22 protein-coding genes are annotated in these 23,720 nt (G+C 70.3%); 8 read left to right on the top strand and 14 right to left on the bottom strand.

Annotated features, from left to right (window positions below):
- Window positions 1-106 precede the first annotated feature (106 nt).
- The 3 genes from QFZ27_RS06745 (at window position 107) to QFZ27_RS06735 (ending at window position 2,681) form a co-directional block, all read left to right on the top strand.
- Entirely contained in the window at window positions 107-1,753 is a 1,647-nt protein-coding gene (locus QFZ27_RS06745) for an electron transfer flavoprotein-ubiquinone oxidoreductase (protein ID WP_429225326.1), read from the top strand.
- Window positions 1,754-1,837: 84 nt separating this feature from the next.
- Window positions 1,838-2,251 (top strand): iron response transcriptional regulator IrrA, encoded by a 414-nt coding sequence (gene irrA / locus QFZ27_RS06740; protein WP_429225325.1) that lies wholly within the window; start codon window positions 1,838-1,840, stop codon window positions 2,249-2,251.
- Window positions 2,244-2,681 (top strand): VOC family protein, encoded by a 438-nt coding sequence (locus QFZ27_RS06735; protein ID WP_429225324.1) that lies wholly within the window; start codon window positions 2,244-2,246, stop codon window positions 2,679-2,681. The genes irrA and QFZ27_RS06735 overlap by 8 nt, the downstream gene beginning before the upstream one ends.
- A gap of 149 nt (window positions 2,682-2,830) precedes the next feature.
- Here the strand turns inward: QFZ27_RS06735 and QFZ27_RS06730 are convergent, their stop codons facing one another.
- Entirely contained in the window at window positions 2,831-3,301 is a 471-nt protein-coding gene (locus QFZ27_RS06730; protein WP_429225323.1) for a phosphatase PAP2 family protein, read from the bottom strand.
- Window positions 3,302-3,472: 171 nt separating this feature from the next.
- Here QFZ27_RS06730 and QFZ27_RS06725 point away from each other — a divergent pair, with 171 nt between their 5' ends.
- Complete coding sequence (locus QFZ27_RS06725) at window positions 3,473-6,049, top strand: penicillin-binding protein 1A (RefSeq protein WP_429225322.1); 2,577 nt, start codon at window positions 3,473-3,475, stop codon at window positions 6,047-6,049.
- Window positions 6,050-6,380: 331 nt separating this feature from the next.
- Here the strand turns inward: QFZ27_RS06725 and QFZ27_RS06720 are convergent, their stop codons facing one another.
- Together QFZ27_RS06720 and glcF are read right to left on the bottom strand one after the other, a co-directional pair.
- Window positions 6,381-7,004, bottom strand: a complete 624-nt coding sequence (locus QFZ27_RS06720; protein ID WP_429225321.1) for a hypothetical protein — start codon at window positions 7,002-7,004, stop codon at window positions 6,381-6,383.
- A 173-nt stretch (window positions 7,005-7,177) separates the two neighbouring features.
- Window positions 7,178-8,473, bottom strand: coding sequence for a glycolate oxidase subunit GlcF (gene glcF, locus QFZ27_RS06715; RefSeq protein WP_429225320.1), 1,296 nt, complete (start codon window positions 8,471-8,473; stop codon window positions 7,178-7,180).
- Between the two features lie 398 nt (window positions 8,474-8,871).
- On the opposite strand from glcF, the gene QFZ27_RS06710 reads away from it, so the two are divergent.
- Entirely contained in the window at window positions 8,872-9,516 is a 645-nt protein-coding gene (locus tag QFZ27_RS06710; protein ID WP_429225319.1) for a hypothetical protein, read from the top strand.
- A 37-nt stretch (window positions 9,517-9,553) separates the two neighbouring features.
- Here QFZ27_RS06710 and QFZ27_RS06705 read toward each other — a convergent pair whose 3' ends face one another.
- The 5 genes from QFZ27_RS06705 to ykgO all read right to left on the bottom strand — a co-directional run bounded on the left by QFZ27_RS06705 (window position 9,554) and on the right by ykgO (window position 13,179).
- Window positions 9,554-9,808, bottom strand: coding sequence for a GlsB/YeaQ/YmgE family stress response membrane protein (locus QFZ27_RS06705; protein ID WP_429225318.1), 255 nt, complete (start codon window positions 9,806-9,808; stop codon window positions 9,554-9,556).
- A gap of 70 nt (window positions 9,809-9,878) precedes the next feature.
- A complete protein-coding gene (gene glcE / locus QFZ27_RS06700) occupies window positions 9,879-11,054 on the bottom strand; it encodes a glycolate oxidase subunit GlcE (RefSeq protein WP_429225317.1) in 1,176 nt (391 codons plus the stop codon).
- A 28-nt stretch (window positions 11,055-11,082) separates the two neighbouring features.
- Window positions 11,083-11,415 carry a DHCW motif cupin fold protein gene (locus QFZ27_RS06695; protein ID WP_429225316.1) on the bottom strand — a complete coding sequence of 111 codons (333 nt, stop codon included), beginning with the start codon at window positions 11,413-11,415 and terminating at the stop codon, window positions 11,083-11,085.
- 16 nt (window positions 11,416-11,431) lie between these two features.
- Window positions 11,432-12,919 (bottom strand): FAD-linked oxidase C-terminal domain-containing protein, encoded by a 1,488-nt coding sequence (locus QFZ27_RS06690; RefSeq protein ID WP_429225315.1) that lies wholly within the window; start codon window positions 12,917-12,919, stop codon window positions 11,432-11,434.
- Between the two features lie 134 nt (window positions 12,920-13,053).
- The gene (ykgO, locus tag QFZ27_RS06685) at window positions 13,054-13,179 is read right to left on the bottom strand and encodes a type B 50S ribosomal protein L36 (protein ID WP_138893229.1); all 126 of its coding nucleotides are present in this window, start codon (window positions 13,177-13,179) and stop codon (window positions 13,054-13,056) included.
- A 251-nt stretch (window positions 13,180-13,430) separates the two neighbouring features.
- On the opposite strand from ykgO, the gene QFZ27_RS06680 reads away from it, so the two are divergent.
- Window positions 13,431-13,889, top strand: a complete 459-nt coding sequence (locus QFZ27_RS06680; RefSeq protein ID WP_429225314.1) for a c-type cytochrome — start codon at window positions 13,431-13,433, stop codon at window positions 13,887-13,889.
- Between the two features lie 52 nt (window positions 13,890-13,941).
- On the opposite strand, the gene QFZ27_RS06675 is transcribed toward QFZ27_RS06680, so the two are convergent.
- From QFZ27_RS06675 to QFZ27_RS06655, 5 genes are all read right to left on the bottom strand, one after another.
- Complete coding sequence (locus QFZ27_RS06675) at window positions 13,942-15,114, bottom strand: serine hydrolase domain-containing protein (protein WP_429225313.1); 1,173 nt, start codon at window positions 15,112-15,114, stop codon at window positions 13,942-13,944.
- Window positions 15,115-15,214: 100 nt separating this feature from the next.
- Window positions 15,215-17,290: a calcium-binding protein gene (locus tag QFZ27_RS06670; protein ID WP_429225312.1), complete on the bottom strand. Its 2,076-nt coding sequence runs from the start codon at window positions 17,288-17,290 to the stop codon at window positions 15,215-15,217.
- Window positions 17,291-17,507: 217 nt separating this feature from the next.
- A complete protein-coding gene (locus QFZ27_RS06665) occupies window positions 17,508-18,419 on the bottom strand; it encodes a c-type cytochrome (RefSeq protein ID WP_429225311.1) in 912 nt (303 codons plus the stop codon).
- Window positions 18,420-18,493: 74 nt separating this feature from the next.
- Window positions 18,494-19,633, bottom strand: a complete 1,140-nt coding sequence (locus tag QFZ27_RS06660; protein WP_429225310.1) for an alpha-D-ribose 1-methylphosphonate 5-triphosphate diphosphatase — start codon at window positions 19,631-19,633, stop codon at window positions 18,494-18,496.
- Window positions 19,634-19,742: 109 nt separating this feature from the next.
- Window positions 19,743-20,996, bottom strand: a complete 1,254-nt coding sequence (locus QFZ27_RS06655; RefSeq protein WP_429225309.1) for a winged helix-turn-helix domain-containing protein — start codon at window positions 20,994-20,996, stop codon at window positions 19,743-19,745.
- Between the two features lie 104 nt (window positions 20,997-21,100).
- Between QFZ27_RS06655 and QFZ27_RS06650 the strand changes: the two genes are divergently transcribed.
- Window positions 21,101-21,562, top strand: coding sequence for a GNAT family N-acetyltransferase (locus QFZ27_RS06650; protein WP_429225308.1), 462 nt, complete (start codon window positions 21,101-21,103; stop codon window positions 21,560-21,562).
- A 31-nt stretch (window positions 21,563-21,593) separates the two neighbouring features.
- On the opposite strand, the gene aqpZ is transcribed toward QFZ27_RS06650, so the two are convergent.
- Window positions 21,594-22,316 (bottom strand): aquaporin Z, encoded by a 723-nt coding sequence (aqpZ, locus tag QFZ27_RS06645; protein WP_429225307.1) that lies wholly within the window; start codon window positions 22,314-22,316, stop codon window positions 21,594-21,596.
- A 603-nt stretch (window positions 22,317-22,919) separates the two neighbouring features.
- Between aqpZ and QFZ27_RS06640 the strand changes: the two genes are divergently transcribed.
- The gene (locus QFZ27_RS06640; RefSeq protein ID WP_429225306.1) at window positions 22,920-23,717 is read left to right on the top strand and encodes a hypothetical protein; all 798 of its coding nucleotides are present in this window, start codon (window positions 22,920-22,922) and stop codon (window positions 23,715-23,717) included.
- Window positions 23,718-23,720 lie beyond the last annotated feature (3 nt).

Raw genomic sequence — 23,720 nt, 5'->3', positions numbered from 1 at the left:
CCCAGCGCGTCGCAACCGGAGCCAAAGCCGACGCGACATGATCGGCCATTCGATTCCCCGGATGCATTTCTGTAGCATGCCGCCAACCAAACGACAGGAACGCGCGATGGAACGCGAATCGATGGAGTACGACGTCGTGATCGTGGGCGCGGGGCCGGCGGGCCTCGCGGCGGCGATCCGGCTGAAGCAGAAGGCGGCGGAGACGGGGCGCGAGGTCAGCGTCTGCGTGCTGGAGAAGGGGTCGGAGGTCGGCGCCCACATCCTGTCGGGCGCGGTGCTGGACCCGCGGGCCCTGAACGAGCTGATCCCCGACTGGAAGGACAAGGGCGCGCCGCTGGACACCCCGGTGGCGCAGGACGAGTTCCACTACTTCACCGGGGTCAGCAGCTTCCGCCTGCCCAATTTCGGGCTGCCGAAGGAGCTGCACAACCGCGGCAACTACATCGTCAGCATGGGGCTGGTGACGCGCTGGCTGGCGCAGCAGGCCGAGGCGCTGGGGGTGGAGATCTATCCCGGCTTCGCCGCGGCCGAGGTGCTGTACCATGAGGACGGCTCGGTCAAGGGCGTGGCCACCGGCGACATGGGCATCGGCAAGGACGGCGAGCACACCGGCAACTACACGCCGGGCATGGAGCTGCACGCCAAATACACGCTGATCGGCGAGGGCGTGCGCGGGTCGCTGGCCAAGATCCTGATGGAGCGCTTCACCCTGCGCGCCGATTGCGACCCGCAGACCTTCGGCCTGGGCGTCAAGGAGCTGTGGGAGGTGAAGCCGGAGAAGCACCGGCGCGGCCTGGTGCAGCACGGCTTCGGCTGGCCGTTGGACAATGAGACCTATGGCGGCAGCTGGATGTACCATTTCGGCGAGAACCTGGTCTCGATCGGCTACGTCGTCGCGCTCGACTACAAGAACCCGTACCTGTCGCCGTTCGAGGAGTTCCAGCGCTTCAAGACCCACCCGCTGGTCCGCCCGGTGCTGGAGGGCGGCAAGCGCCTGGCCTATGGCGGCCGCGCCATCAACGAGGGCGGGCTGCAGTCGATCCCGAAGCTGACCTTCCCGGGCGGCTGCCTGATCGGCTGCTCCGCCGGCTTCGTCAACGTGCCGCGGATCAAGGGCAACCACACCGCGATGAAGAGCGGCATGGTCTGCGCCGAGGCGGTGTTCGACGCCCTGGCCGAGGGCCGCGAGGGCCATGACGAGGTCACCGCCTATCCGGAGCGGCTGAAAGCCAGCTGGGTGTGGCAGGAGCTGACGGTGGTGCGCAACTGCCGCCCGGCCTTCCGCTGGGGCACGATCCTGGGCACGCTGTATTCCGGCATCGAGCTGTGGACCCGCGGCAAGCTGCCCTGGACCCTGCGCCACAAGCATGCCGACAACGAAACGCTGCGCCCGGCCGCGCAGTCGAAGAAGATCGACTATCCCAAGCCGGACGGGGTGATCACCTTCGACCGCCTCTCCTCGGTGTATCTGTCGAACACCAACCACGAGGAGAACCAGCCGTCGCATCTGAAGCTGAAGGACCCGTCGGTCCCGATCGCCTATACCCTGAAGGTATTCGACGAGCCGGCGCAGCGCTACTGTCCGGCCGGGGTGTACGAGGTGGTGCGCAACGAGGACGGCAGCGATCCACGCTTCGTGATCAACGCGCAGAACTGCGTGCACTGCAAGACCTGCGACATCAAGGATCCGAAGCAGAACATCGTCTGGGCCGTGCCGGAGGGCGGCGGCGGTCCGAACTACCAGATGATGTGAGACGCGGATCGATCCCCGGCGCCGGGGTGTTGTTCCCCGGAGCCGCACAGATTATGGTGCGAAGGGGATCATTGCAGGACCAGAATGACGGACGCCCACGACACCGTCCCGGTCGACCGGCTGCTCGAGGCCGGGTTGCGGCCGACCCGCCAGCGCGTGGCGCTGGCGCAGCTGCTGTTCGACGGCGGCGACCGCCATGTCACCGCCGAGGCGCTGCATGGCGAGGCGCTGGCCGCCGGCCAGGCCATGGCGCTGGCCACCGTCTACAACACCCTGCACCAGTTCACCGAAGCCGGGCTGCTGCGCGAGGTGGTGGTCGAGGCCGGCCGGTCCTATTTCGACACCAACATCCGCGACCACCATCACTTCTACCACGAGGCCACGGGCGAGCTGCGTGATGTCCATGGCGAGGCGGTGGTGGTCTCGGCGCTGCCCAAGGCGCCGGCCGGCACCCGCATCGCCCGGGTCGACGTGGTGATCCGCCTCACGGATGAGTGACGGTCCCGAGGTCAAGGCCGCCGCGCCGCACATCGACGGGCTGCTCGAGACCTCGCTCTACGTCGCCGACCTGGACCGCGCCGCCGCCTTCTACGAACGGGTGCTGGGCCTGGGCGTGATGCTGCGCAGCCCCCGTCTGGTGGCGCTGGATGCCGGCCGCCAGGGCGTGCTGCTGCTGTTCCTGGCCGGCGCGACCTCCGCGGATGTGGTCGAGGCCGGCGGCACCATTCCGGGGCATGAGGGCACGGGGCGGCTGCACATGGCCTTCGCCGTGCAGGATCTGGACGCCTGGCGTGCCCGGCTGGCCGAGGCCGGCGTGGCCCTGACCGGCGAGATGGCCTGGCCGCGCGGCGGCACCAGCCTGTACTTCTCCGACCCCGACGGCCACGTCATCGAGCTGGCCACGCCCGGCCTGTGGCCGAATCGCTGAGAGACCGCCTGTGAATGCTACTGGCGCGGCCGCCTGACGGCGGCTTCTGCGCTTCCGGCGCTCACGGACCCAAATGTCCGCTGCGCGCCGGTTCTCGAAACCACCGCCATTCGACTCACGCCAGCGCATTTCCAAACGGCCTCTGACGGTCACGCCGGCGCCAGCCGGCGCGGCCGGCGGAGCCGTGCCATGATCCTGGCCGTGAAGACCGAGACGCCGCCCAGCGCCAGCCCGACCAGCACGTCCCCGACCGTATGGCCGCCCAGGGTCACCATGACGGCGGCGACCGCCAGGATCAGCCCCGCCGCTGCGGCGATGCGCCCCGGCGACCAGCGCGGCCAGAGCAGCGCCGCCAGCGTCGTCACCGCGACCACGACGAGGGCCGAATGGCCGCTGGGCAGCACCAGCCCGACCTGGCCGAACCCCTCCGGATGCCGGTCGACCACCACCCGCGCGGCCGTGACCAGGGCGATCGCGACGGCCAGCGCGGTCAGGCTGAACACGGCCAGCCGCCAGCGGCCGCGGGCGATGGCCACGGCCGCGACGATGACCTGCAGCGGCACGACGACGTACCACCAGCCCAGCAGGGCAAGCGACAACAGGAGGACCATCGGGTTCATGCCGCCATGATCCCATGCCCGGCATCGCCGATGAAGAGGCCATGGTCGGCAGGCCGCATCGCCCTAACTGAGTATGACGTGCCCCCGCATGGCATCACCGAGCAGAAGGCGTTTCCGATTCGCCGGCCGACCGGTTAGTAAGAGACGCCCTGGGACCAATGAACCGCCCGCATGTCCGCCAGCTTTTCCGTCGCCGCCGTCCTGCTGAAGCTCCTGGTCACCACCGCCGGACCCGAGCTGCATCTGCCTGACGCGGGCCAGCTCGCCGCCTATCAGCCGCCCGAGACCACCCGGATCTACGCCGCCGACGGGTCGCTGTTGCGCGAGTACTATGTCGAGAACCGGGTGGTGGTGCCGCTGTCGGCCCTGCCGCCCTATCTGGTGCAGGCCTTCATCTCGGCCGAGGACCAGAACTTCCGGCGCCATCACGGCGTCGACCCGTCCGGCCTGGCCCGCGCCATGGTGGCCAACATCAAGAACCTGCGGCACGGCCGCCGGCTCGAGGGCGGGTCGACCATCACCCAGCAGGTGGCCAAGAACCTGCTGCTGACCAACGAGGTCAGCGCCTTGCGCAAGGTGCGCGAGCTGATCCTGGCCTTCGAGATCGAGCACGACTTCTCCAAGGAACAGATCCTGGAGCTGTACCTCAACGAGATCTATCTCGGCCGCGGTGCGTATGGGGTCGGCGCGGCCTCGGCCCGCTATTTCGGCAAGCCGCCGGCCGAGCTGTCGCTGTCCGAAGCGGCGTTCCTGGCGGCGCTGCCGAAGGCGCCGAACAACTACAATCCGATCACCCGGCCCGAGGCCGCCCGCACCCGCCGCGACTACGTGCTGGACCGCATGGCCCAGGACGGCGCCATCACCGCCGAGCAGGCGGCGGCGGCCAAGGCCGAACCGCTGGCGGTGCGCGCCCAGGCGCCGCTGGAGACGGTCTACGCCCCCTATTTCGCCGAGGAGGTACGCCGATCGCTGCGCAAATCCTTCGGCAATGACCAGCTCTATCGCGGCGGGCTGGCGGTGCGCACCACGCTCGACCCGCGGCTGCAGCTCTTCGCCGACCGGGCCCTGCGCGCCGGGCTCGAGCGCTTCGACCGCAACCGCGGCTGGCGCGGGCCGATCACCAACATCTCGGCGATGCTGGACCTGCCGGCTTCGGCCCAGGCGGTGGCACAGGCCGAGGCCGCCCAGGCGCCGGCCCAGCCGGCCGCCACACCCCCGGCGCAGCAGGGCCGGCTGCTCGGCGCGCTGTCGGCGATGGGCGTGCGCCTGCCGGACGAGCAGCAGCAGGCAGCCCCCGCGGTCGCCCCGACCGCCGCGCCGAAGGACGGCCGCCCGGTGTGGCAGCGCTTCCTGACCGGCATCGACCGGCCGGCCCAGATCGACGGTTGGATCCTGGCCGTGGTGCTGGAGGTCGACCGCCAGGCCGCCACCATCGGTCTTGAGGACGGCAGCCAGGGCCGCATCGACCGCGCCGACGTGACCTGGGCCCGCAGGGTCGAGAACGGCCGCGTCGGGCGGCAGGTCGGCGGCGCCGACGACGTCCTGGCCAAGGGCGACGTGATCTGGGTGCAGCCGGCCAAGGCCTCGGGGCCGCAGGTCGCCGCCTATTCGCTGCGCCAGGTGCCGGAGGTGTCGGGGGCGCTGGTCGCCATCGACCCGTTCACCGGCAAGGTGCTGGCGATGTCGGGCGGCTTCGACTTCTCGCTCAGCGAGTTCAACCGCGCCACCCAGGCGCAGCGCCAGCCGGGCTCGGCCTTCAAGCCCTTCGTCTACCTCTCGGCGCTGCAGCACGGCTACACCCCGTCCAGCCTGGTTTACGACACGCCGATCTCGGTCGACCAGGGCCAGGGCGGCACCCGCTACCGGCCGCGCAACTACGGCGGCGGCTTCATCGGCCTGGCCACGCTGCGCTCCGGCGTCGAGCGGTCGCGCAACGTCATGACGGTGCGCCTGCTGGTCGAGATGGGGCTGCAACCGATCAAAGAGACGGCGGAGGCGTTCGGCATCTACCAGAACATGCCGCTGTACCCGGCGATGGGCCTGGGCGCCGGCGAGACCACGCCGCTGAAGCTGACCACGGCCTATGCCACCATCGCCAATGGCGGCTACCAGATCAGCCCCTATCTGATCGAGCGGGTGCAGGACCGCGACGGCCGCAGCCTGCGGCAGCCGGGCGTGGTGGGGCCGGACCGGGCCGACTGCATCCCCTGCGCCGTCACCGGCTGGACCGGACAGCCGGCGCCGGCGCAGCCGCGCGGGCAGGTGCTGGACGACCCGATCGCCAACTACCAGATGATCTCGATCCTGCAGGGCGTCACCCAGCGCGGCACCGCCGCCCGCCTGGCCGGACTGGGCCTGCCGCTGGCCGGCAAGACCGGCACCACCAATGATTCGAACGACGTCTGGTTCGTCGGCTTCTCGCCGCGGCTCGCGGTCGGCATCTATGTCGGCTACGACAAGCCGCGCAGCCTGGGCGCCGGTGCCACCGGCGGGTCGATCGCGGTGCCGATCTTCAGCGACTTCATCCAGGACGCGCTGGCCGGGCAAGATCCCGGTGCCTTCGCCGTGCCGTCCGGCGTCAGCTTCGCCTATGTCGACCGCCGCAGCGGCTATTCGGCGGAGCCGGGCGGGTCGGACGTGATCATGGAGGCGTTCCGCCCCGGCACCGAACCCGGCCCGGCGCCGGTCGCCGACACCTTCGGCGAGACCAGCCAGGACGCGCTGACCGGCACCGGCGGGCTGTATTAGCGGAATGAGTTGAGGCCGGGCGTCCTGTGACGCCGGCGGGTGAAAGCGGGCCTCACCCGGAGAGCGAGACCTCTTCAGGATATTGCCGTTCGAGCCGATCCGCCCCTTCTGCTCTTCCCCTCTCCTAGCTCGCGGGAGGGGGTTTCACCATCAGGCCGGGCCGAACTCTGACGCTTCGGCCACGACGGCAAGGCCTGTCCTCTGCGCATTGGCGCGCGGACGCGCGCAGACCCCTCCCCCAACCCCCTCCCGCAAGGGGAGGGGGAGTGTGGAAGGCTGCGTTCGTTGGTGCTGAAAGTGGGCCGACGGATGAGCTGCGACGCGCGGCGACTCACCCCGTGTCCGGCGGCTTGCTGCGGCCGGGAGCCGCAGCGCGAGGCTTGGGCGGGTCCGCGGGCGGATCGTCGTCGTCCGACGGCAGGAAGCCCAGCTGCTCCATGGCCTCGTCGGCCATCTCCAGCCACTGCTTCACCTGCACCGGGAAGCCCCAGCGCCGGCACAACGCCGCGACCGCGACCTCCGCCCGGCTGGCTTCGATCAGCTCCACCACCTCCGGCCGCTCCAACTGCTCGCGCACCTCGGTGACGCGGCGCTGGATCTCCTCATTGTCCTTCGACACCTCGTAAGCGGCCGCCAGCATCGCCAGCTTCACCCGCAGATCGTGGAAGTCCTCCTGCGCCGCCTCACGCTTCGCCGCGGCCTTGCGACGCTCGTCGACCTGACGCGACAGCTTGTCCTTGAGCAGCAGGGTCAGCCGCACCGAGCGCGCGACGGTGGCGATCCGCTGGCAGTAGTCGGCACCGGGCTGCGGCGCCTGCAGCGCTTCCTGCTGCGTCGCCCGGGCGATCGACATCTGGATCTCGACCAGCTCCGCCACCACGCACAGATCCGCCGCCCGCTCCTCCTGCGGAGCGGCCGAGGCCTCCGTGGCCGAATCGGTCTGCGCCTTGTTCATGGAACATAGCATGAACACACGAGACCGATAATACTACTTCGGTCGCATTCTCCTTTTCTGTCAAAGAGTTACGAGATCCCGCTTTCGCGCGGATGACAGGCTTGGGATTCCGAAAGGTCCCTCAATCAAGCAGCATATCTGCGCTTTGACGATGGTTCATCGACCCGCCGGCATCAGGCGGCGTCCGGCAGCGCGGCCGGCTTCGGGCCGCCGGTGGCCCAGTCCAAGAGCTCGACCGTGTGCACCACCGGCAGGGCGGTGCCGAGGCCGATCTGGGTGATGCAGCCGATATTGCCGGCGGCGACGATCGCGGCCCCGGTGCTCTCCACCGCCCGCACCTTGCGGGCCCGCAGCTCGTCCGCGATCTCCGGCTGCAGCAGGTTGTAGGTGCCGGCCGAGCCGCAGCAGAGATGACCGTCCGGCACCTCGCGCAACTCGAACCCCGCGGCGGCCAGCAGGCGGCGCGGCGGCGCCGCGATGCGCTGGCCGTGCTGCATCGAGCAGGCGGAGTGATAGGCCACCACCTGGCCGGTCGGCCGCGCCGGCGGGTTCAGCCCGACCTCGTCCATCAGCTCGGTGATGTCCTTGGCCAGGGCCGAAATCGTCGCGGCACGCCCGGCCCAGGCCGGGTCGGCGCGGAACATGTGGCCGTAATCCTTCACCGTGGTGCCGCAGCCCGAGGTGTTGACGACGATGGCGTCGAGGCCGCTTTCCGCCACCTCGCGGCCCCAGGCCTCGATATTCGTCCGGGCCGAGGCCAGCGCCGCCTCCTCCCGCCCCATATGGTGGGTCAGCGACCCGCAGCAGCCGGCGCCCGGCGCCACCACCACCTCGACCCCATGGCGGGTCAGCAGGCGGATCGTGGATTCGTTGATCGCCGGGTCCAGCACCGTCTGGGCGCAGCCGGACAGCAGCGCGACCCTCCGCTTGCGCGGCCCCTCGGCGGCGAAGACCTGCGGCCGGTCGACCGGGCTGCGCCGCGGCAGCCGGCGCGGCGCCAGGGCCAGCATGGCACGCAGACGCTTGGGCAGCAGCCCTGCGACCGGCCGGGCCGCGATCGCCCCGATCAGCGCCAGGCGAAACAGCCGCGGCCGCGGCAGCACCGCCGCCAGCAGCGCCCGAAGCGCGCGGTCGGCCAGCGGCCGGCGATAGGTCTTCTCCACCACCGCCCGGCCGTGGTCGACCAGATGTGCGTAGTGCACGCCCGACGGACAGGTGGTCATGCAGGACAGGCAGGACAGGCAGCGGTCGAGATGCTTGGCGACGCTGGCCGGCGCCGGGCCGCCGCCCTCCAGCATCGACTTGATCTGGTAGATCCGGCCGCGCGGGCTGTCGAGCTCGTCACCCAGGATCGTATAGGTCGGGCACGTGGCGAGGCAGAAGCCGCAATGCACGCAGCTGCGCAAAATCTGCTCCGAGACCGCATTGTCCGGATCGGCCAGCTGCGCCAGCGAGAAATGAGTCTGCACCCGCACCCTCCGTCGTTGCGCCGACATTAGCCCGCATCTCCCACACTGCCTATGGCCTGCGCCGGTTCAAGACGCCGGCAGGGCAGGAGGCGCGCGCGGCGCGATGCAGCGCATCGGGCAAGCGCGGCGACGCACCCTGCCGGCGTCTTCAACCGGCCCGAAGGGTTGCCTTTCGGCGGGCGCCTGCGGCCCCGGGCGGCTCGACCGTATGTCCCGATACGCTCTTCGCCGCCCGGAACCGCATTCACCTCGCCGAAAGGCAACGCAGGCCATAGGCAGTGTGGGAGATGCGGGCTGGCCCGCGGCCCGGCGCCAAGGGAACCCGGCCGATGCGGCGGCCGGCATTGTCAACCGGCATACCGGTTAGTACGGTGGCCGCAAAGACCGGGAGGATGACGATGGTTCGGTTGCGCTTCGCCCTGCCCCTGGCCCTGCTGGGCCTGTCCGGCGCCGCCTGGGCCGGAGGGCCGGTGACCCAGGACATCGCCCTGGGGCAGACGCCGCAGGACGCCGCTGCCTTCGCCGGGCAAACGGTGACCTTCGCCGCGCCGGGCGAGGCGCCCTGGACCGGCCTGGTCGCCGCGGCGCGGCCGGGCGACGGCACGCTGCTGCTGCAGTTCACCCCGCCGGCCCAGGGCAACCGGCTGTATTCGGTGGCCGAGACCGTGCGCTTCGAGGCCGGCGGGCCGCGCAGCGCCGAGGACGCGCTGGCGCCGCTGCAGGCCCGATTCGGCGCGCCGGCGGCGGTGTTCGATCAAGCTGGAAAGCAGGTCGCGGTCTGGCGCTTCGTCGGCGGCAAGCCGGCGGCGGCGAGCGTCGACGTCGCCTCGGACTGCTCGCCTTATACGGCGGCGGTCGTGTCAGGGCTGCGGCCGATCGGCTGGCCCGGCAGCTGCGGCGAGGTGGTGTTCGCGACGGTGGAGCTGGCGGCGGACGGGGTCCCGGCATCGCTGCGGGTCACCCATGCCGACACCGATGCCGCACAGACGCTGCAGCCGCGCCGCGGCGAGCCCTATGCGCATCTGGCGAAGTCGGTCCGATAGGGAAAACGGTGCGGCCCGTCGCAGGGCCGCACCGGTGTCAGGCCGCCCTGCGGCCGGCGATGACCCGATAGATGATCAGCAGCACGATCGCGCCGACGACGGCGAGGGCGAATTGCCCGAAGCCGGTCTCGGGGACGATCCCGAGCTGGCGGCCGAGCCAGCCGCCGACGAAGGAGCCGGCGATGCCCAGGAGGATCGTGATGATGAAGCCGCCGGGGTCTCGCCCCGGCATGAGGAATTTCGCGATCAGGCCGACCACGAAGCCGATGATCAACATCCACAGGAATTCCATGGAACCTCCGCCGTGCAAGAGATGCGCGTGACCATAACCCGCGATCTGGCCCGAGGTTTCCGATCCTGTCTCAAATGATCATCCGCCCCGGCGACAGGATGCCCTTGGGATCGAAGGATTCGCGCACGCGGCGCTCCAGCGCCGCCAGCGCCGGCGGCTGCGGCTCGAACACCGGCAGCGCCGCGCGCAGCCGGGCCGGCGCCCGGACCAGGGTGGCGTGCCCCCCGCCCGCGGTCGCAATCGCGGCCCGGATCGCGGCGGCCCCCGCATCGCCATCCGCGGGAACGGCGATCCAGACCAGCCCGCCGCCCCAGTCGAAGTAATGCGCCCCGCCGGCAGCGGCGGCGATTCGCGGCCCTGCGGTCGGCGCCACCGAGACCCGCCACACTGCACGGTCGTCACCCGTGAACGGCGCGGCATCGCGGATCCGGCGCCACAGATCGACCGATTCGCCCGAGTCGAGCACGACGATCGGGCCGGCATCCCTCAGCAGTTGCGACAGCGACGCCACCCGGCTGTCGACCGAGGGGCCGAAGCCCTCGACCCGGACCAGGCTGCGCGCTGCATCACCGAGAATGCCGGCCGGCAGATGGGCGGCGCCCGAGACCTCATAGGGGCTGGTCAGCGCCCGGGTCAGCACGGCGACACCGGCGGCATTGTCCAGCCCGGCGATCGCCAGGGTCCGCACCGTCTCCGGCGCCGGCAGCACCTTGACCGTGATCCGGGTCATGGCGGCCAGCGTGCCGAACGCGCCGGTCAGCAGCTTCGGCAGGTCGTAGCCGGTGACGTTCTTGACCACCCGCCCGCCGGATCTGAAGGCCTGGCCGCGGCCGGAGACGGCCTCGATGCCCAGCACGTGATCCCGCGCGGCCCCGGCCTTGAGCCGCCGCGGCCCCGAGAGGTTGCAGCCGACGACGCCGCCCAGCGTGCCGACGCCGGCCGGGCCGCCATAGAGCGAGCCGAGATCCGGCGGCTCGAAGGCCAGGGCTTGGCCGCAGGCGGCCAGCGCCGCCTCGATCTCCACCATCGGCGTGCCGGGACGGGCGGTCAGCACCAGCTCCTCCGGCTCATAGACCTCGATCCCGGCGAGACCGGAGAGGTCGAGCGCATGCGCCGCCTGCACCGGCCGGCCGAAGCCGCGCTTGCTGCCGCGGCCGGCCAGTTCCAGCGGCACCGCGCCGGCCAGGGCCCAGCGGACGATCTCGACCACCTGGTCGTCGGTCTCGGGCTTCAGCGTCTCGGTCATGGGAGATCTCCGGCTTCGCCCCGTCCCGTCAATCGACGATGAAGAGCCTGGCTCCCGTGCGGGTCGAGGAGCGGTGGGCGGCGTCGCCGAAATCGGAGACCTGATAGCTCATGCCGGCGGTGAGCGTGAATCTGCGCCCATCCTTCAGCTCGGTGTCGAGCTCACCCTCGAGAACATAAAGGACGTGGCCCCGATCGCACCAGTGATCAGCCAGGTACCCAGGCGTGTACTCGACCATGCGCACGCGCAGATTGCCGATATCGAGGGTGCGCCAGAAGGCCTTCCCGGTCTGGCCCGGATGTTCGCTCGGCGACATCCGGCTCCAATCCGTCACCGTAAAGGGCAGCGGCGGGATTTCCATTTCGGATTCTTTCCGGTCAGAAGCGCGGCAGATCGGGGAAGCGCGTGGCGCCGTGGTGGATGTGCACACGCCCCAACTCGGCGCAACGATGCAGGGTCGGGAACACCTTGCCGGGGTTGAGCAGCCCGTCCGGGTCGAAGGCGCATTTTAGCCGCTGCTGCTGCGCCAGGTCCTCCGGCCCGAACTGCACCTCCATCAGGTCGCGCTTCTCGACCCCGACGCCGTGCTCGCCGGTCAGCACCCCGCCGACCTCGACGCACAGCCGCAGGATGTCCGAGCCGAACTCCTCGGCCTTCTCCAGCTCGCCCGGGACATTGGCGTCGTACAGGATCAGCGGGTGCAGGTTGCCGTCACCGGCATGGAAGACGTTGGCGACGCGCAGCCCGTGGCGGCGCGACATCTCCTGCATCCGGGCCAGCACCTCGGGCAGGCGCTTCCGCGGGATGGTGCCGTCCATGCAGTAATAGTCGGGGCTGATCCGGCCGACCGCCGGGAAGGCGGCCTTGCGCCCGGCCCAGAAGCGCAGCCGCTCCTCCTCGCTGCGGCTGACCACGCAGATCGTGGCGCCGCAGTCGCGGCCGATCGATTCGACCCGCTCGATCAGGTGGTCGACCTCGGCCTCCGGCCCGTCCAGCTCGCAGATCAGCAGCGCCTCGACATCCAGGGGATAGCCGGCATGGACGAAGGCCTCCGCCGCATGGATGGCGGGCTTGTCCATCATCTCCAGCCCGCCCGGGATGATGCCGGCGCCGATGATGCGGGCGACGCAGTCGCCGCCGGCCTCGGACGACGGAAAGCCCATCAGCACCGCGCGCTGGGTCGCCGGGCGGCGCAGCAGCCGCACCGTCACCTCGGTGACCACGGCCAGCAGCCCTTCCGAGCCGGTGAGCACGCCGAGCAGGTCGTAGCCCGGCGAATCGAGGTGCTTGCCGCCGAGGCGCAGCACGGTGCCGTCGATCAGCACCACCTCCAGCCCCAGCACATTGTTGGTGGTCAGCCCGTATTTCAGGCAGTGCACGCCGCCGGAATTCTCGGCGACATTGCCGCCGATCGAGCAGGCGATCTGGCTGGACGGGTCGGGGGCGTAGTAGAAGCCGGCATGGGCGACGGCGTTGGTGATGCCGAGATTGGTGACCCCCGGCTGCACCCGGGCGCAGCGGTTGTCGAAGTCGATCTCGAGCACCTTGTTGAACTTGCCGAGGCCGAGCAGCACGCCGTCCTCGAGCGGCAGGGCGCCGCCGGACAGCGAGGTGCCGGACCCGCGCGGCACCACCTTCACCTCCAGCTCGTGGCATTTGCGCAGCACCGCCGAGACCTGCGCCGTGGTCGAGGGCAGCACCACGATCATCGGCAGGGTGCGGTAGGCGGTCAGCCCGTCGGATTCGTAGGCGCGGCGCTCGCTCTCCGCCGTGATCACGCCTTCGCCCGGCACGATCGCGCGCAGCGCCGCGGCGATCTCCTCGCGGCGCGCCATGATTGCGGCATCGGGGACTGGCATCTTCATCGGCGGGACCTCCGCCGCGGACGATAAGAAGGCCGGGCCCATCCGGCAAGCTCGGCCACCAGGTCCAAAGGCCGCAAAATCAAAAGGCCGCGTCCGGGGACACGGCCTTCGACTGACTCAAGGAGCGGCTGAAATCAGCCCTGGCGCGCCTTGAAGCGCGGGTTCTCCTTGTTGATGACGTAGACACGGCCCTTGCGGCGGACGACGCGGCAAGCGCGGTGGCGGGTCTTCAGGGTCTTCAGCGAGTTCGCGACTTTCATGATCCATATCCCATGCGGCAGCGCCGGCGCCGCCGGGAGCACGGGCTCGCGGGCCGGAATTCAAGGCGCGGACCATAGTGGCCGACCCGCACCCTGTCAACCACGCGCGTGGCGCATGGCAGGCGTAACCCTGCGGCACGTCGCAGCGAACGGAAGCGCGGTGCGTGAACAGGCTGGCGATCGCAACAATTCCTCCAGCATACTCGCGCCCATCATCGCCGGACCGGCACCCACCCGAGGGGGAAGGCACCATGCGTTCGTTGAAGTTTGCCGTGATCACCGCCGCCATCGTCAGCTGCGGCGCCGCCATCGCCTGGGCGGCCACGCCCGAGGAGGTGGTGACCCAGCGCGAGGATGCGATGAAGACCTACGGCGCCAGCGTCAAGACCCTGACCGGCTTCGTGCGCGACAACCAGGGCACGATCGACGACGTCAAGGCGGCGACCGCGAAGATGGCGGGGGTGAGCGCCAACCTGCTGGCCCTGTTCCCGGAAGGCACCGCGGTCGGCGTCGGCAAGAGCGCGGCGAAGCCGGAAATCTGGGCCAACTGGGCCGATTTCCAGACCAAGGTGAAGGCCAACCACGACGCCGTCGCGGCGCTGGACGCCGCCGCCCAGGCCGGCGATGCGGCCAAGGTGAAGGCTGCCTTCCCGGCCGTCGGCCAGTCCTGCGGCGCCTGCCACGAGACCTATCGGGTGAAGAAGAGCTGACGGTCACGCACCGCACGAGACCCGAGGCTTCCGGCCTCGGGTCCTTCCTTGCCTACCCCACAGCCTGCGCGATCGCCCGGAAGCCGACCAGCAGCCGGTGGTCGAGCGCGTCGTCGACGGCCGCAGGCTGCGACGACATCTTGGCGATGACCAGTTCCGCCGCGCGGTCGACATAGATCCACTGGCCGTGGATGCCGATGCCGCAGACCACGTCGCGCCCGGGCCCCGGCACATACCATTGGCTGCGGTAGCGCCCCTGCGGCGCCAGCTGCGCCAGGTCGCCACGCGCCCAGGCCTGCGGGTCGCCGTTGTCGAGGATGTCGTCGACCCAGGCCTTCGGCACCACCTGGATGCCGCCGACGCGTCCGTCCCGCCGCATCAGCTCGCCGATCCGGGCCAGGTCGCGCAGGGTCATGCCGATGCCGCCGGCGGTGCGCGGCGCGCCCAGCCGGTCGAGCGTGATGTAGCCGTCCGCCTCCGCCCACATCGGCCGCCACAGCAGCTCGGACATCAGCGCGGCGAAGCGCATGCCCGAGGCGCGCTCGCAGATCCAGCCCAGCATGTCGGAGTTGGGCGAGACGTAGTGGAAGGTCTCGCCGTGCCGGCTGCCGTCGGGCGGCAGGCCGGCGATGAAGCCGTGCAGGTCGTTGTCCCGCGCCACCTCGCTGGGCGGGTTCCAGCCCATGGCGACGCGGTAGCGGGCGACGTCGCCGGCCGGGTCGAGATAATCCTCGACGAAGCGGATGCCGACCGTCATGTCCAGCACATGGCGGATGGTGGCGCCGGCATAGGCCGACTCCGCCGCCTCCGGCACATAGGCGGTCACCGGCGCCGCGGGGTCCAGTTGGCCGCGACCGACCAGGATGCCGGCGATCAGGCCGGTGATCGACTTGCTGATCGAGAAGACGATGTGCTGCGTCTTCGGGTCCATCCCGGGGGCGTAGTGCTCGGCCACCATCGCGCCGCGATGCAGCACCAGGATGCCGTCGGTGTCGCTGTCGGCCATCAGCCGGGCCACCGACCCGCCCTGCCCCGGCACCGCTATCCGGTCCAGATCCAGCGCCGGCCCGGGCTTCAGGCAGGCGGCGAAGTCGCCGCGGGAAATCTCCGCCACCGGCACCAGCCGGCGGACGTTGCGGAAGCCCCAGCGGCTGTACGGCGCCTGGCGCCAGTTGGCGAGCGTCGCCTCGGGCGCCGGCTCGTTCGTCTGCAGCTCGATCACCATCGCCGTCCCTGTTTCTTCGCCCCGAGGGGTCGCCGCCTTGGGGCGACGGTCCTACCCTAGACGAAGTCGGTGCCGGAGCGCACGGGGGGTGATCGCCCCCCTACAGCACGAAGTCCGCCGCGGCAAGGGTGTGGTCCGAGCCGACGTTGATGGCGAAGTCCGCCACCTTGTCGCCGTTGCCGTCGGCATAGACCACCTGGATCGACCCGGAGGTGACGATGCGGATCTCGCCCGCATGGCCGGTGAAGCCGCCGGTGCCGATGCTGAAATCGATGCCGATCGCCGACAGGTCGATCTTGTCCCCGGTCGAGAAGTCGGCGATGACGTCCTTGCCGAGGCCCGACGCGGCGCTGTCGGACAGCGCCGTGTAGACGAAGCGGTCGTCGCCGGCCCCGCCCTTCAGCGCATCGCCCCAGCCGCCGCCGGTGAGCACATCGTCGCCGGCCATGCCCCAGAGCGTGTTGGCGTTGGCGTCGCCGGTCAGCGCGTCGGACTGGGCGGACCCGATCACCTGTTCGATGCCGGCCAGCGAATCGCCCGTGGCGTCGCCGCCCGAACAGGCGCCGGTCGCCAGGTCGATCGCCACCGCGGCGGCCGAGCCGGCATAGCTGGCCGTGTCGATGCCGGTGCCGCCGATGATCGTGTCGGACCCGGCCCCACCTTCGAGCGTGTCGTTGCCGTCGCCGCCGTCGATTTCGTCATTGCCGGCGCCGCCCAGGAGGGCGTCGTTGCCGGCCTCGCCGAAGACCTTATCGTCACCGGTGCCGGCATCGACCGAATCATTGCCGGTCCCGCCATGAATGGTGTCCACGCCGTCGCCGCCGACCAGCCGGTCGGCACCGTCGCCGCCGTCGAGGCTGTCATTGCCGCCCTCGCCGGAGAGCGAATCGTCGCCGCCGCGCCCGGCCAGGACGTCGTCGCCGGAGCGGCCGGCGAGGATGTTGCGGCCGTCGTCGCCGCCCAGCGAGTCGGCGAGGCTGGTGCCGTAGACGTTCTCGATCCCGGTCAGCGTGTCGCCGGTGGCGTCGCCGCCCGCGGCGGTGTGCGCCAGCAGATCGATCGTTACCGCCCCGGTCGAGGCATAGAGGGCGGTGTCGATCCCGGCGCCGCCGGCCAGGGCATCGGCGCCGGCGCCCCCGATCAGCACGTCGTCCCCGGCGCCGCCGTCGAGCTGGTCGGCCGCGGTGCCGCCGTCGAGCCGGTCGTTGCCGAGGCCGCCGAATAGCACATCGGCGCCGCCGAGGCCGTTGACCGTGTCGTTGCCGTCGCCGGCGGTGACCACGTTGCGGTCGTCGCTGCCGACGATCAGCAGGTTGGACAGCCCCCCGATCACCATCAGATGCGCCGGCAGGCCGACCGGACCGCCCGGGAAGCCGAGGTCGATCTCCTCGATGCCGCTCAGCGAATCGCCCTGCAGCACCAGCAGCGTGTCCCACAGCGGGGTGAAGGCGATGATGTCGTAGCCGTCGCCGCCGTCGATCACCTCGCCGGCGACATACTCCGCCCCGTCCATGTAGCCGATCAGGTCGTTGCCGTCGCCGCCCTCCAGCCGGTCGGCGGCGCCGCCGCCATAGAGGGTGTCGTCGCCCGCGCCGCCCTGCAGCAGGTCGGGCCCGTCGCCGCAGCCGCAGCTGCCGGAACCCGGCTCGAAATCCCCCGCGAGCATGTCGTCGCCGTCGCCGCCGACCAGCGTGTCGGCGCCCTCGTCACCGACCAGCAGGTCGGCGCCGGCCTGCCCGGACAGCAGGTTGTCGGCGGTATCGCCGTAGAGGCTGTCCTCGCCGGCGCTGCCGGTGACGTTCTCGATCCCCGCCAGGGTATCGCCCTCGGCATCGCCGGCCGAACCGGTGCCCAGATAGAGATCCACGGTCACCGGCTTGCCGCTGGTGCTGTAGTCGGCGGTGTCGATGCCGTCGCCGCCGGTCAGCGCATCGGGCCCGAGGCCGCCGCGCAGCAGGTCGTCGCCGGTGCCGCCGTCGAGCTGGTCGGCGCCGTCGCCGCCGTCGACCACGTCGTTGCCGGCGCCGGCCAGGACGAAGTCGTCCCCGCCCACCCCGCTCAGCGTGTCGTCGCCCGACAGGTCGAGCTGCACGCCGTTGGCGCCGGGCGGCACCACGACGGAATCGCCAAGGCCGTAGATGTAGTCGGGATCAACGGTGCCGGTGTAGGTGGCCACGGTATCGCTCTCCGATCAAATGCAAGGCGGCGCGCCGTGGGCACAGCGGAACGGTCTCGGCCGTGCTCGCTGCCCGGGCGGCATGTCGCGGGGTGAAGGCGGAAGGCGCCGGATGGAATGGTGGCGCCGCTCAATACGACGGAAATGTTCCTAAAATTGCGCGAATCGCGACACTATAAGTGATTCCCCGGACGGAAACCATCGCTGCGCTTGGCCGTCAAGGCAGCGGCTTCAGGCTCTTGAGATAGGTGGCGATCGCCTCGCGGTCGGCGGGGACGAGCTTGCTGGTATCGTTGCGGATCACCTCGACCATGGCACCGCCGGCGAAGTCCCCGTCGGGGGTGGCGCCGGTCTCCAGGTAATAGGCGATGTCCTTGTCGCTCCACCCGCCGATGCCGTGCTCCGGGTTCGGGGTGATGTTCGGGATCTTGCCGTCGCCGTCCGGCGCCTGGGGGTTGCCGGCGAAGGGGCTGTACCAGTTCAGCCCGCCCAGCATGTCGCGCGGCGTGTGGCATTCGCCGCAATGGCCGAGCACGCGGACCAGATAGGCGCCGCGATACCATTCGGCGGACTGGCCGGCCGGCACCAGGAACGGCCCTTCGGCGAAGTTCAGCAGGCGCCAGCCCGGCAGCAGCATGCGCCAGGAATAGGGCCAGCCCAGCTCATGCGGCCTGTTCGGCTGCGGCACCGGCGGGACGCTGCGCAGATAGGTCCAGAGGTCGGAGAGATCGCCATCGGTGATGCCGGTATAGGAGGTGTAGGGGAAGGCCGGATAGTAGTCATCGCCCGAAGGCGACACGCCCTGGCGCAGGGCCCGCCGGAAATCCTCCTCGCTCCACTTGCCGAGGCCGGTGTCGGGGTCCGGGGTGATGTTCGGGGTGTAGAAGGTGCCGAAGGCGGTCTTCAGCGCCCGGCCGCCGGCCAGCGGCCTGGCGGCGTCGCCGGCCGCTGTGTGGCAGGCGGCACAGCCGCCGGCCGCGAAGACATAGGCGCCGCGCACCACCGGGTCGGGGGAGGCCGGGTCGGGCGCAGCCGGGGCAGGTGCGGCCGGGTCGGCCGTCTGGGCCACGGCAGCCGATCCGAAAGCGAGCAACAGGCCCAAGGCCATCAGAACCGGGAACGGACGCATGCTGGCCTCCGGAACGCGAACGGGCGATTCAGCCCTTATAACCCGCCCCCTCGCCTCAGCCTGCTACTCCGGTGTCATGCGACTCTTTCGCCCTCGCGCCAGACGGCGCGCACCACCGGCACGCCGTCGACCAGCCGGACGCGCAGCAGGTCGGCGCGCAGCCCGGGCTCGATCCGGCCGCGATCCTCGAGACCGGCGGCGCGGGCCGGGTTGATCGTCACCGTCGCCAGCGCCTGCGGCAGGGCGATGCCGCCTTCGGCCAGGGTGAAGGCGCCGTGCAGCAGGCTGACCGGGACATAGTCCGAGGACAGGATGTCGACCAGCCCCTCGCGCGCCAGCTCGCCGGCCGAGACATTGCCGGAATGGGATCCGCCGCGGACCAGGTTGGGCGCGCCCATCAGGATCTGCAGCCCGTGCTGCCGCGCGGCGCGGGCGGCGGCCAGGGTGGTCGGGAATTCCGACACCACCATGCCCAGCGCCGCCGCCTCCTCGACATGGGCGACGGTCTCGTCGTCATGGCTGGCGATCGGCAGGCCGCGGCCGCGGCCGATCGCGGCCAGGGCGTCGCGGTTGGTGACGCCATGGGTGCGCGAGGCGGCGATCCGCTCCGCCGTCTGGGCATCGATCTGCTCGTCGGTCATGCCGAGCATGCCCTTATAGATCTCGCGGTACTTGACGAGATCGGAGAACTGGCGGTGGCCGGGCGCGTGGTCCATCACCGACATGAACTGCACCAGCGGGTCGTCGCGGAACGGCTCGAACAGCTGCAGCACATGCGCCTCGGTGACCTCGCAGCGCAGATGCAGGAAATGCTCGGCCCGCAGCATGCCGCCGGACTGGGCCTGGCGGATGCCGTCGACCATCGGCCGCAGCGTCTCCAGCCGATCCTCGCCGTTGCGGCCGCCAACCAGCGCCAGCGCGTCGAACACCGTGGTGATGCCGGCCGCCGCCACCTGGGCGTCATGCGCCATCACCGCGGTCACCGCCGGCCAGCGAACGCCAGGCCGAGGCGTGTAGTGGCGCTCGAGATGATCGGTGTGCAGCTCGACCAGGCCGGGCAGCAGGTAGTCACCCTCGAAATCGACCGCGCCGGGCGGGCTGGCCGCATCCCGGTCGAGATCGACGATCCGCCCGCCGGCGACGGCGACGCTGCCGGTCAGCACGGCCTCCGCGGTCACGATCCGCGCATGGGCGACGATCAGATCCCCCGCCATACCCCGTCCTTCTCTTCCGCTTCCGCACGATCGGTCCGACGGGCGTGCCCGCGCGGCCTTATATGGGCGCGAGGGCCGGCATCGCAACGCCGGTCCTCGCGCGGCGCCCTTATGCCCCGCGCTTTGCGACCCTTTGATGACTCACGGATGACAGCGTCGATTTGGCCTCCGGCCAGGTCACGCGCTCGACTCCGGCGAAGCGGCGGATGCGGTCGAGCTGCGTCTCCAGCCGGCGCTGCCGGGCCTTGCTGGACCGCACCTTCGGCTCCCACCACAGCCCGGCGACGGCGAGGTCGCCGCTGTCGCGCCTGGCCCGCATGTCGATCCGGCCGACCAGGCGGTCGCCTTCCAGGATCGGGAAGACATAATAGCCCCAGCGGCGCTTCGCCTCCGGCACGAAGGCCTCGAAGCGGTAATCGAAGCCGAACAGCCGCTCCAGCCGCTGGCGGTTGCGGATCACCGGGTCGAAGGGCGACAGCACCCGCAGCACATCCGGCGCCGGCGCCGCCGCGGCCAGCCGGGCCTCGATGTCGGCAAAGGTGAAGGACACGGCGGCCTTGCCGTCCGCGCCTTCGACATGCGCCACGCACAGCGCGCCGCTGCGGGCCTGGCGGTCGCACCACTGCTCCGCCTCGCGGATGGTGATCAGGTCCCAGAAGGCAGCGATCTCGCCCGGCCGGGCCATGCCCAGCCGCTCCAGCGCCGAGCGGCAGGCCCAGTCGATCACCTCCTCGGGATCGGGCGCCGGGCCGCGATGCGGCTCCGGGATCACCCGCTCGGTCAGGTCGTAGACCTTCTGGAAGCCCTCGCGCCGCGCCACCGCCAGCACGCCGGTGCGCCACAGGAACTCCAGCGCCATCTTCGACGGCGTCCAGTCCCACCAGCCGCCGGAGGGGCGCTGCCGCTCCTCCTCGAAGCTGCGGGTCAGCAACGGCCCTTCCGTCGCCACCCGGTCGCGCACCTGCTGCAGCACCTTCGGGAAGTCCGGCCCGGCCTCATTCCACCAGCGGCTGGTGGCGGCGCGCGCCTGCACATCGGCGAAGCGCCGCGACCAGTAGGGGAAGAACCGGGTCGGGATCAGCGAGGCATCGTGGGTCCAGCCCTCGAACAGGCCGCGGGTCTTCTCCACCAGCCGCGGCAGCTGGGTCTGGGCGTAGCCGTGGCGGCGGGCGAACAGGATCATGTGATGCGCCCGCTCGACCGTGTTGATGCTGTCGACCTGGACGAAGCCGATGCGGTCCACCACCGCCTGGCAGCCCTCCGCCGTCAGCCGGCCGAGCGGCGGATCGGACAGGCAGTGCAGATCGAGAAACAGGCGCCGGGCGTCGGCGTTGGCGATGGTGAGTGGAGCGGAGTCGGCCATGAACGATACGAGAACATAGCCGCCCACGGCCAGGCAAGAGGAAAGCCCTTCGCGCACTGCCGCCGACGGCTATAGTCGGGTCGAAACGACCGAGGTTCCGCATCGTGACCGCCACCCTCATCGCCCTGGAATCGCCGCGCCAGGACGCGGTGCTGGACCTGATCCGCCAGTCCGACGCCCTGATGGCGAGCCTGTACCCGGCCGAGAGCAACCACATGCTCGACATCGCCTCGCTGGAGCAGCCGGAGGTGCGCTTCTTCGTGGCCCGGCGCGAAGGCCGGGTGGTCGGCTGCGGCGCCCTGAGGATCGGCAGCGACGGCCAGGCCGAGCTGAAGCGCATGTTCGTCGACCCCGCCACCCGCGGGTTGAAGGTCGGCCGCGACCTGCTGGCCCGAATCGAGGACGAGGCCCGCGGCCTCGGCATCCGGCTGATCCAGCTGGAGACCGGCATCCATCAGCCGGAGGCGATCGGCCTGTACCGCCGCTTCGGCTACCGCGACTGCGGCCCGTTCGGCGGCTACGGGCCCGACCCGCTGAGCCTGTTCATGGAGAAGGCGCTGGGCTGACGCTCCGGCAGAGCGTCAGCCCAGCTTCGGCTTACTCCGCCGGAGCGCCCGGGATGGTCGGGGCCGCGCTGACCGCGGCTTCGGGTTCGGTCAGGAAGCGGCCGACCAGGCCGCCGATCAGGCCGCCGATGATCGGCGCGACCCAGAACAGCCAGAGCTGCTGCAGCGCCAGGCCCTGGGCGATCAGCGCCACGCCGGTGCTGCGCGCCGGGTTCACCGAGGTGTTGGTGACCGGGATCGAGATCAGGTGGATCAGGGTCAGCGCCAGGCCGATCGCGATCGGGGCGAAGGGCGCGGTCGCCGGGCTGCTGACGACGCCGACGATGACGACGAGGAACACCGCCGTCAGCACGATCTCGGAGACCAGGGCCGCCGTCAGGCCGTAGCCGTCGGGCGATCCGGCGCCGTAGCCGTTCAGGGCGAAGCCCTTGGTGATGTCGAAGGCGGGATTGCCGGAGGCGATGACGAAGATGACCCAGGCCGCGATGATCGCGCCGACCACCTGGGCCACGACATAGGGCACGACGTCGCCCGAACCGGTCTTGCCCGCGGCCCACAGCCCCACCGTGACCGCAGGGTTGAAGTGACCGCCGGAGATCCGGCCCAGGGCGAAGGCGCCGGTCAGCACGGTGAGGCCGAAGGCCGCGGCGACGCCGCCGAACCCGACATGCGATCCGGCCAGGACCGCAGTGCCGCAACCGCCGAGGACGAGCCAAAATGTCCCCAACGCCTCGGCAAGGACTCGCTTGAGCATAGAGGTTCCCTCCACTCGATCTCCTACCGCCGCTGGTGGCGAGGAGAATCAAAGCGCCAAGATATAGCGCGATGTAATATCAGGCAATAAAATGACTTTTAGGCGATATTGAGCTTTTCTCTCCAGTGCGGCTGCAATAGCCGGCGCGATGAATTCAGCCGTGACGCGGTGACGGATATTCGGCCGGCCAGTGTTGGGGCGACACTCGTCGGCGCAATCCGAATTCCCGATATTTGTCCGGCAAGACACAGAGACATTTCGCCGAGACAAGAGTCCTTCGGACATTGGTCGATGACAATCCCCCGCCTGCGCCGCCTGGAGCTTCCGGCGAGATGGCCGAAAGGCAGGTTGGTTTATTCGAATGGGAGACGAGCGGATCCTCAGCCATGGCCTGCCATCGATTACGAGGCCGGCCTGGGCCGCGGCCGGAGGCCGTGAACGTTGCGGAACATTCCCCTTGGTCCGGGGTTGCTGTAGACATTCTGGGGGAAAATCCGGAATTCTATCCTGGCTTAGGCTGGGAAAATAACGCGCGGCCCTCATCGGCCGACGCCGAGCAGGCCAGAGCCTGCCTGTTGGGGCGCCCAGTGTGTGGAGGTGTCGATGTCGCTCACGGTCACCTATAAGGACAACAAGTTCTCGCTGGTGGGGAAGGACGGGCGGACCTATGACGTGTCCGCGGCCCAACAACAGCAATGGCAGCAGACCCTGAACGGGCTGGCCACGCAGCATGGCCTGAAGGATGCGCAGGACCTGCTCAGCAAGGGCACCGTGGCGGTGCCCGAAGCCGGCGATTCGCAGTGGCGCATGGCCACCGAGGCCGGCATCGCGCCCCGGGACATCAATGCCAGCGTGGTGGCGCTGAACGAGCATATCGGCAACCCGGATCTGATCCAGACCTATCATGAGGGGGACCTGAAGCCCGATTTCATCATGCTTCCAGTGCCGCCGGAGGAGGAGCCGATCCTCGGCTCGGATGCGCCGGCCGGCATGCCCGCCCCCACGCCGGGCAACACCAAGCCGGCGGACTTCGCGCAGATGCTGGCCAAGGAGCCCGACGAGAAGAAGCGCGCAGGCCTGATCGACGGCTATTTCAAGGCGGCGGCGAGCGACCCGAAGACGGCGGTAAACGACCTGAAGAAGGCGGTGAACGACCTGCTGCAGCTGGATTTCGGCAAGGACAGCAAGGGCAACGACATCAACCCATCGGTGCGGCAGGAGATCATCCGCACCTATGTCGAGGGCAAGAAGCCGGGCGAGCAGTTGCAGGCGCTGAAGGATCTGGCGGAGGTCAACTGGAAGGACGACGTCGCGGTCGATACCGAGATCCTGGCCGTGGCCAAGGAGCTCGGGTTCTCGCGCGACCAGATCGGAACCATCAACGAGGGCGTCAAGGAGTAAGCA

This window comes from Inquilinus ginsengisoli (assembly GCF_050434925.1).
GTDB classification, from domain to species: domain Bacteria; phylum Pseudomonadota; class Alphaproteobacteria; order DSM-16000; family Inquilinaceae; genus Inquilinus; species Inquilinus ginsengisoli_B.
The sequence above is the reverse complement of the archived record's forward strand: the minus strand, read 5'-3'. Positions and strand labels throughout refer to the sequence as shown.

Excerpts from the sequence above, each read along its gene's own strand:
- QFZ27_RS06680 (WP_429225314.1), top strand. The coding sequence starts at position 13,431 with ATGCGTTCGTTGAAGTTTGCCGTGATCACCGCCGCCATCGTCAGCTGC.
- aqpZ (WP_429225307.1), bottom strand. The coding sequence starts at position 22,316 with ATGCTCAAGCGAGTCCTTGCCGAGGCGTTGGGGACATTTTGGCTCGTC.
- QFZ27_RS06660 (WP_429225310.1), bottom strand. The coding sequence starts at position 19,633 with ATGGCGGGGGATCTGATCGTCGCCCATGCGCGGATCGTGACCGCGGAG.
- QFZ27_RS06690 (WP_429225315.1), bottom strand. The coding sequence starts at position 12,919 with ATGAAGATGCCAGTCCCCGATGCCGCAATCATGGCGCGCCGCGAGGAG.
- QFZ27_RS06705 (WP_429225318.1), bottom strand. The coding sequence starts at position 9,808 with ATGGAATTCCTGTGGATGTTGATCATCGGCTTCGTGGTCGGCCTGATC.
- QFZ27_RS06655 (WP_429225309.1), bottom strand. The coding sequence starts at position 20,996 with ATGGCCGACTCCGCTCCACTCACCATCGCCAACGCCGACGCCCGGCGC.
- QFZ27_RS06735 (WP_429225324.1), top strand. The coding sequence starts at position 2,244 with ATGAGTGACGGTCCCGAGGTCAAGGCCGCCGCGCCGCACATCGACGGG.
- QFZ27_RS06675 (WP_429225313.1), bottom strand. The coding sequence starts at position 15,114 with ATGGTGATCGAGCTGCAGACGAACGAGCCGGCGCCCGAGGCGACGCTC.
- QFZ27_RS06725 (WP_429225322.1), top strand. The coding sequence starts at position 3,473 with ATGTCCGCCAGCTTTTCCGTCGCCGCCGTCCTGCTGAAGCTCCTGGTC.
- QFZ27_RS06730 (WP_429225323.1), bottom strand. The coding sequence starts at position 3,301 with ATGAACCCGATGGTCCTCCTGTTGTCGCTTGCCCTGCTGGGCTGGTGG.
- QFZ27_RS06640 (WP_429225306.1), top strand. The coding sequence starts at position 22,920 with ATGTCGCTCACGGTCACCTATAAGGACAACAAGTTCTCGCTGGTGGGG.
- QFZ27_RS06710 (WP_429225319.1), top strand. The coding sequence starts at position 8,872 with ATGGTTCGGTTGCGCTTCGCCCTGCCCCTGGCCCTGCTGGGCCTGTCC.
- ykgO (WP_138893229.1), bottom strand. The coding sequence starts at position 13,179 with ATGAAAGTCGCGAACTCGCTGAAGACCCTGAAGACCCGCCACCGCGCT.
- irrA (WP_429225325.1), top strand. The coding sequence starts at position 1,838 with ATGACGGACGCCCACGACACCGTCCCGGTCGACCGGCTGCTCGAGGCC.
- QFZ27_RS06745 (WP_429225326.1), top strand. The coding sequence starts at position 107 with ATGGAACGCGAATCGATGGAGTACGACGTCGTGATCGTGGGCGCGGGG.
- glcE (WP_429225317.1), bottom strand. The coding sequence starts at position 11,054 with ATGACCGAGACGCTGAAGCCCGAGACCGACGACCAGGTGGTCGAGATC.
- QFZ27_RS06720 (WP_429225321.1), bottom strand. The coding sequence starts at position 7,004 with ATGAACAAGGCGCAGACCGATTCGGCCACGGAGGCCTCGGCCGCTCCG.
- QFZ27_RS06695 (WP_429225316.1), bottom strand. The coding sequence starts at position 11,415 with ATGGAAATCCCGCCGCTGCCCTTTACGGTGACGGATTGGAGCCGGATG.
- QFZ27_RS06665 (WP_429225311.1), bottom strand. The coding sequence starts at position 18,419 with ATGCGTCCGTTCCCGGTTCTGATGGCCTTGGGCCTGTTGCTCGCTTTC.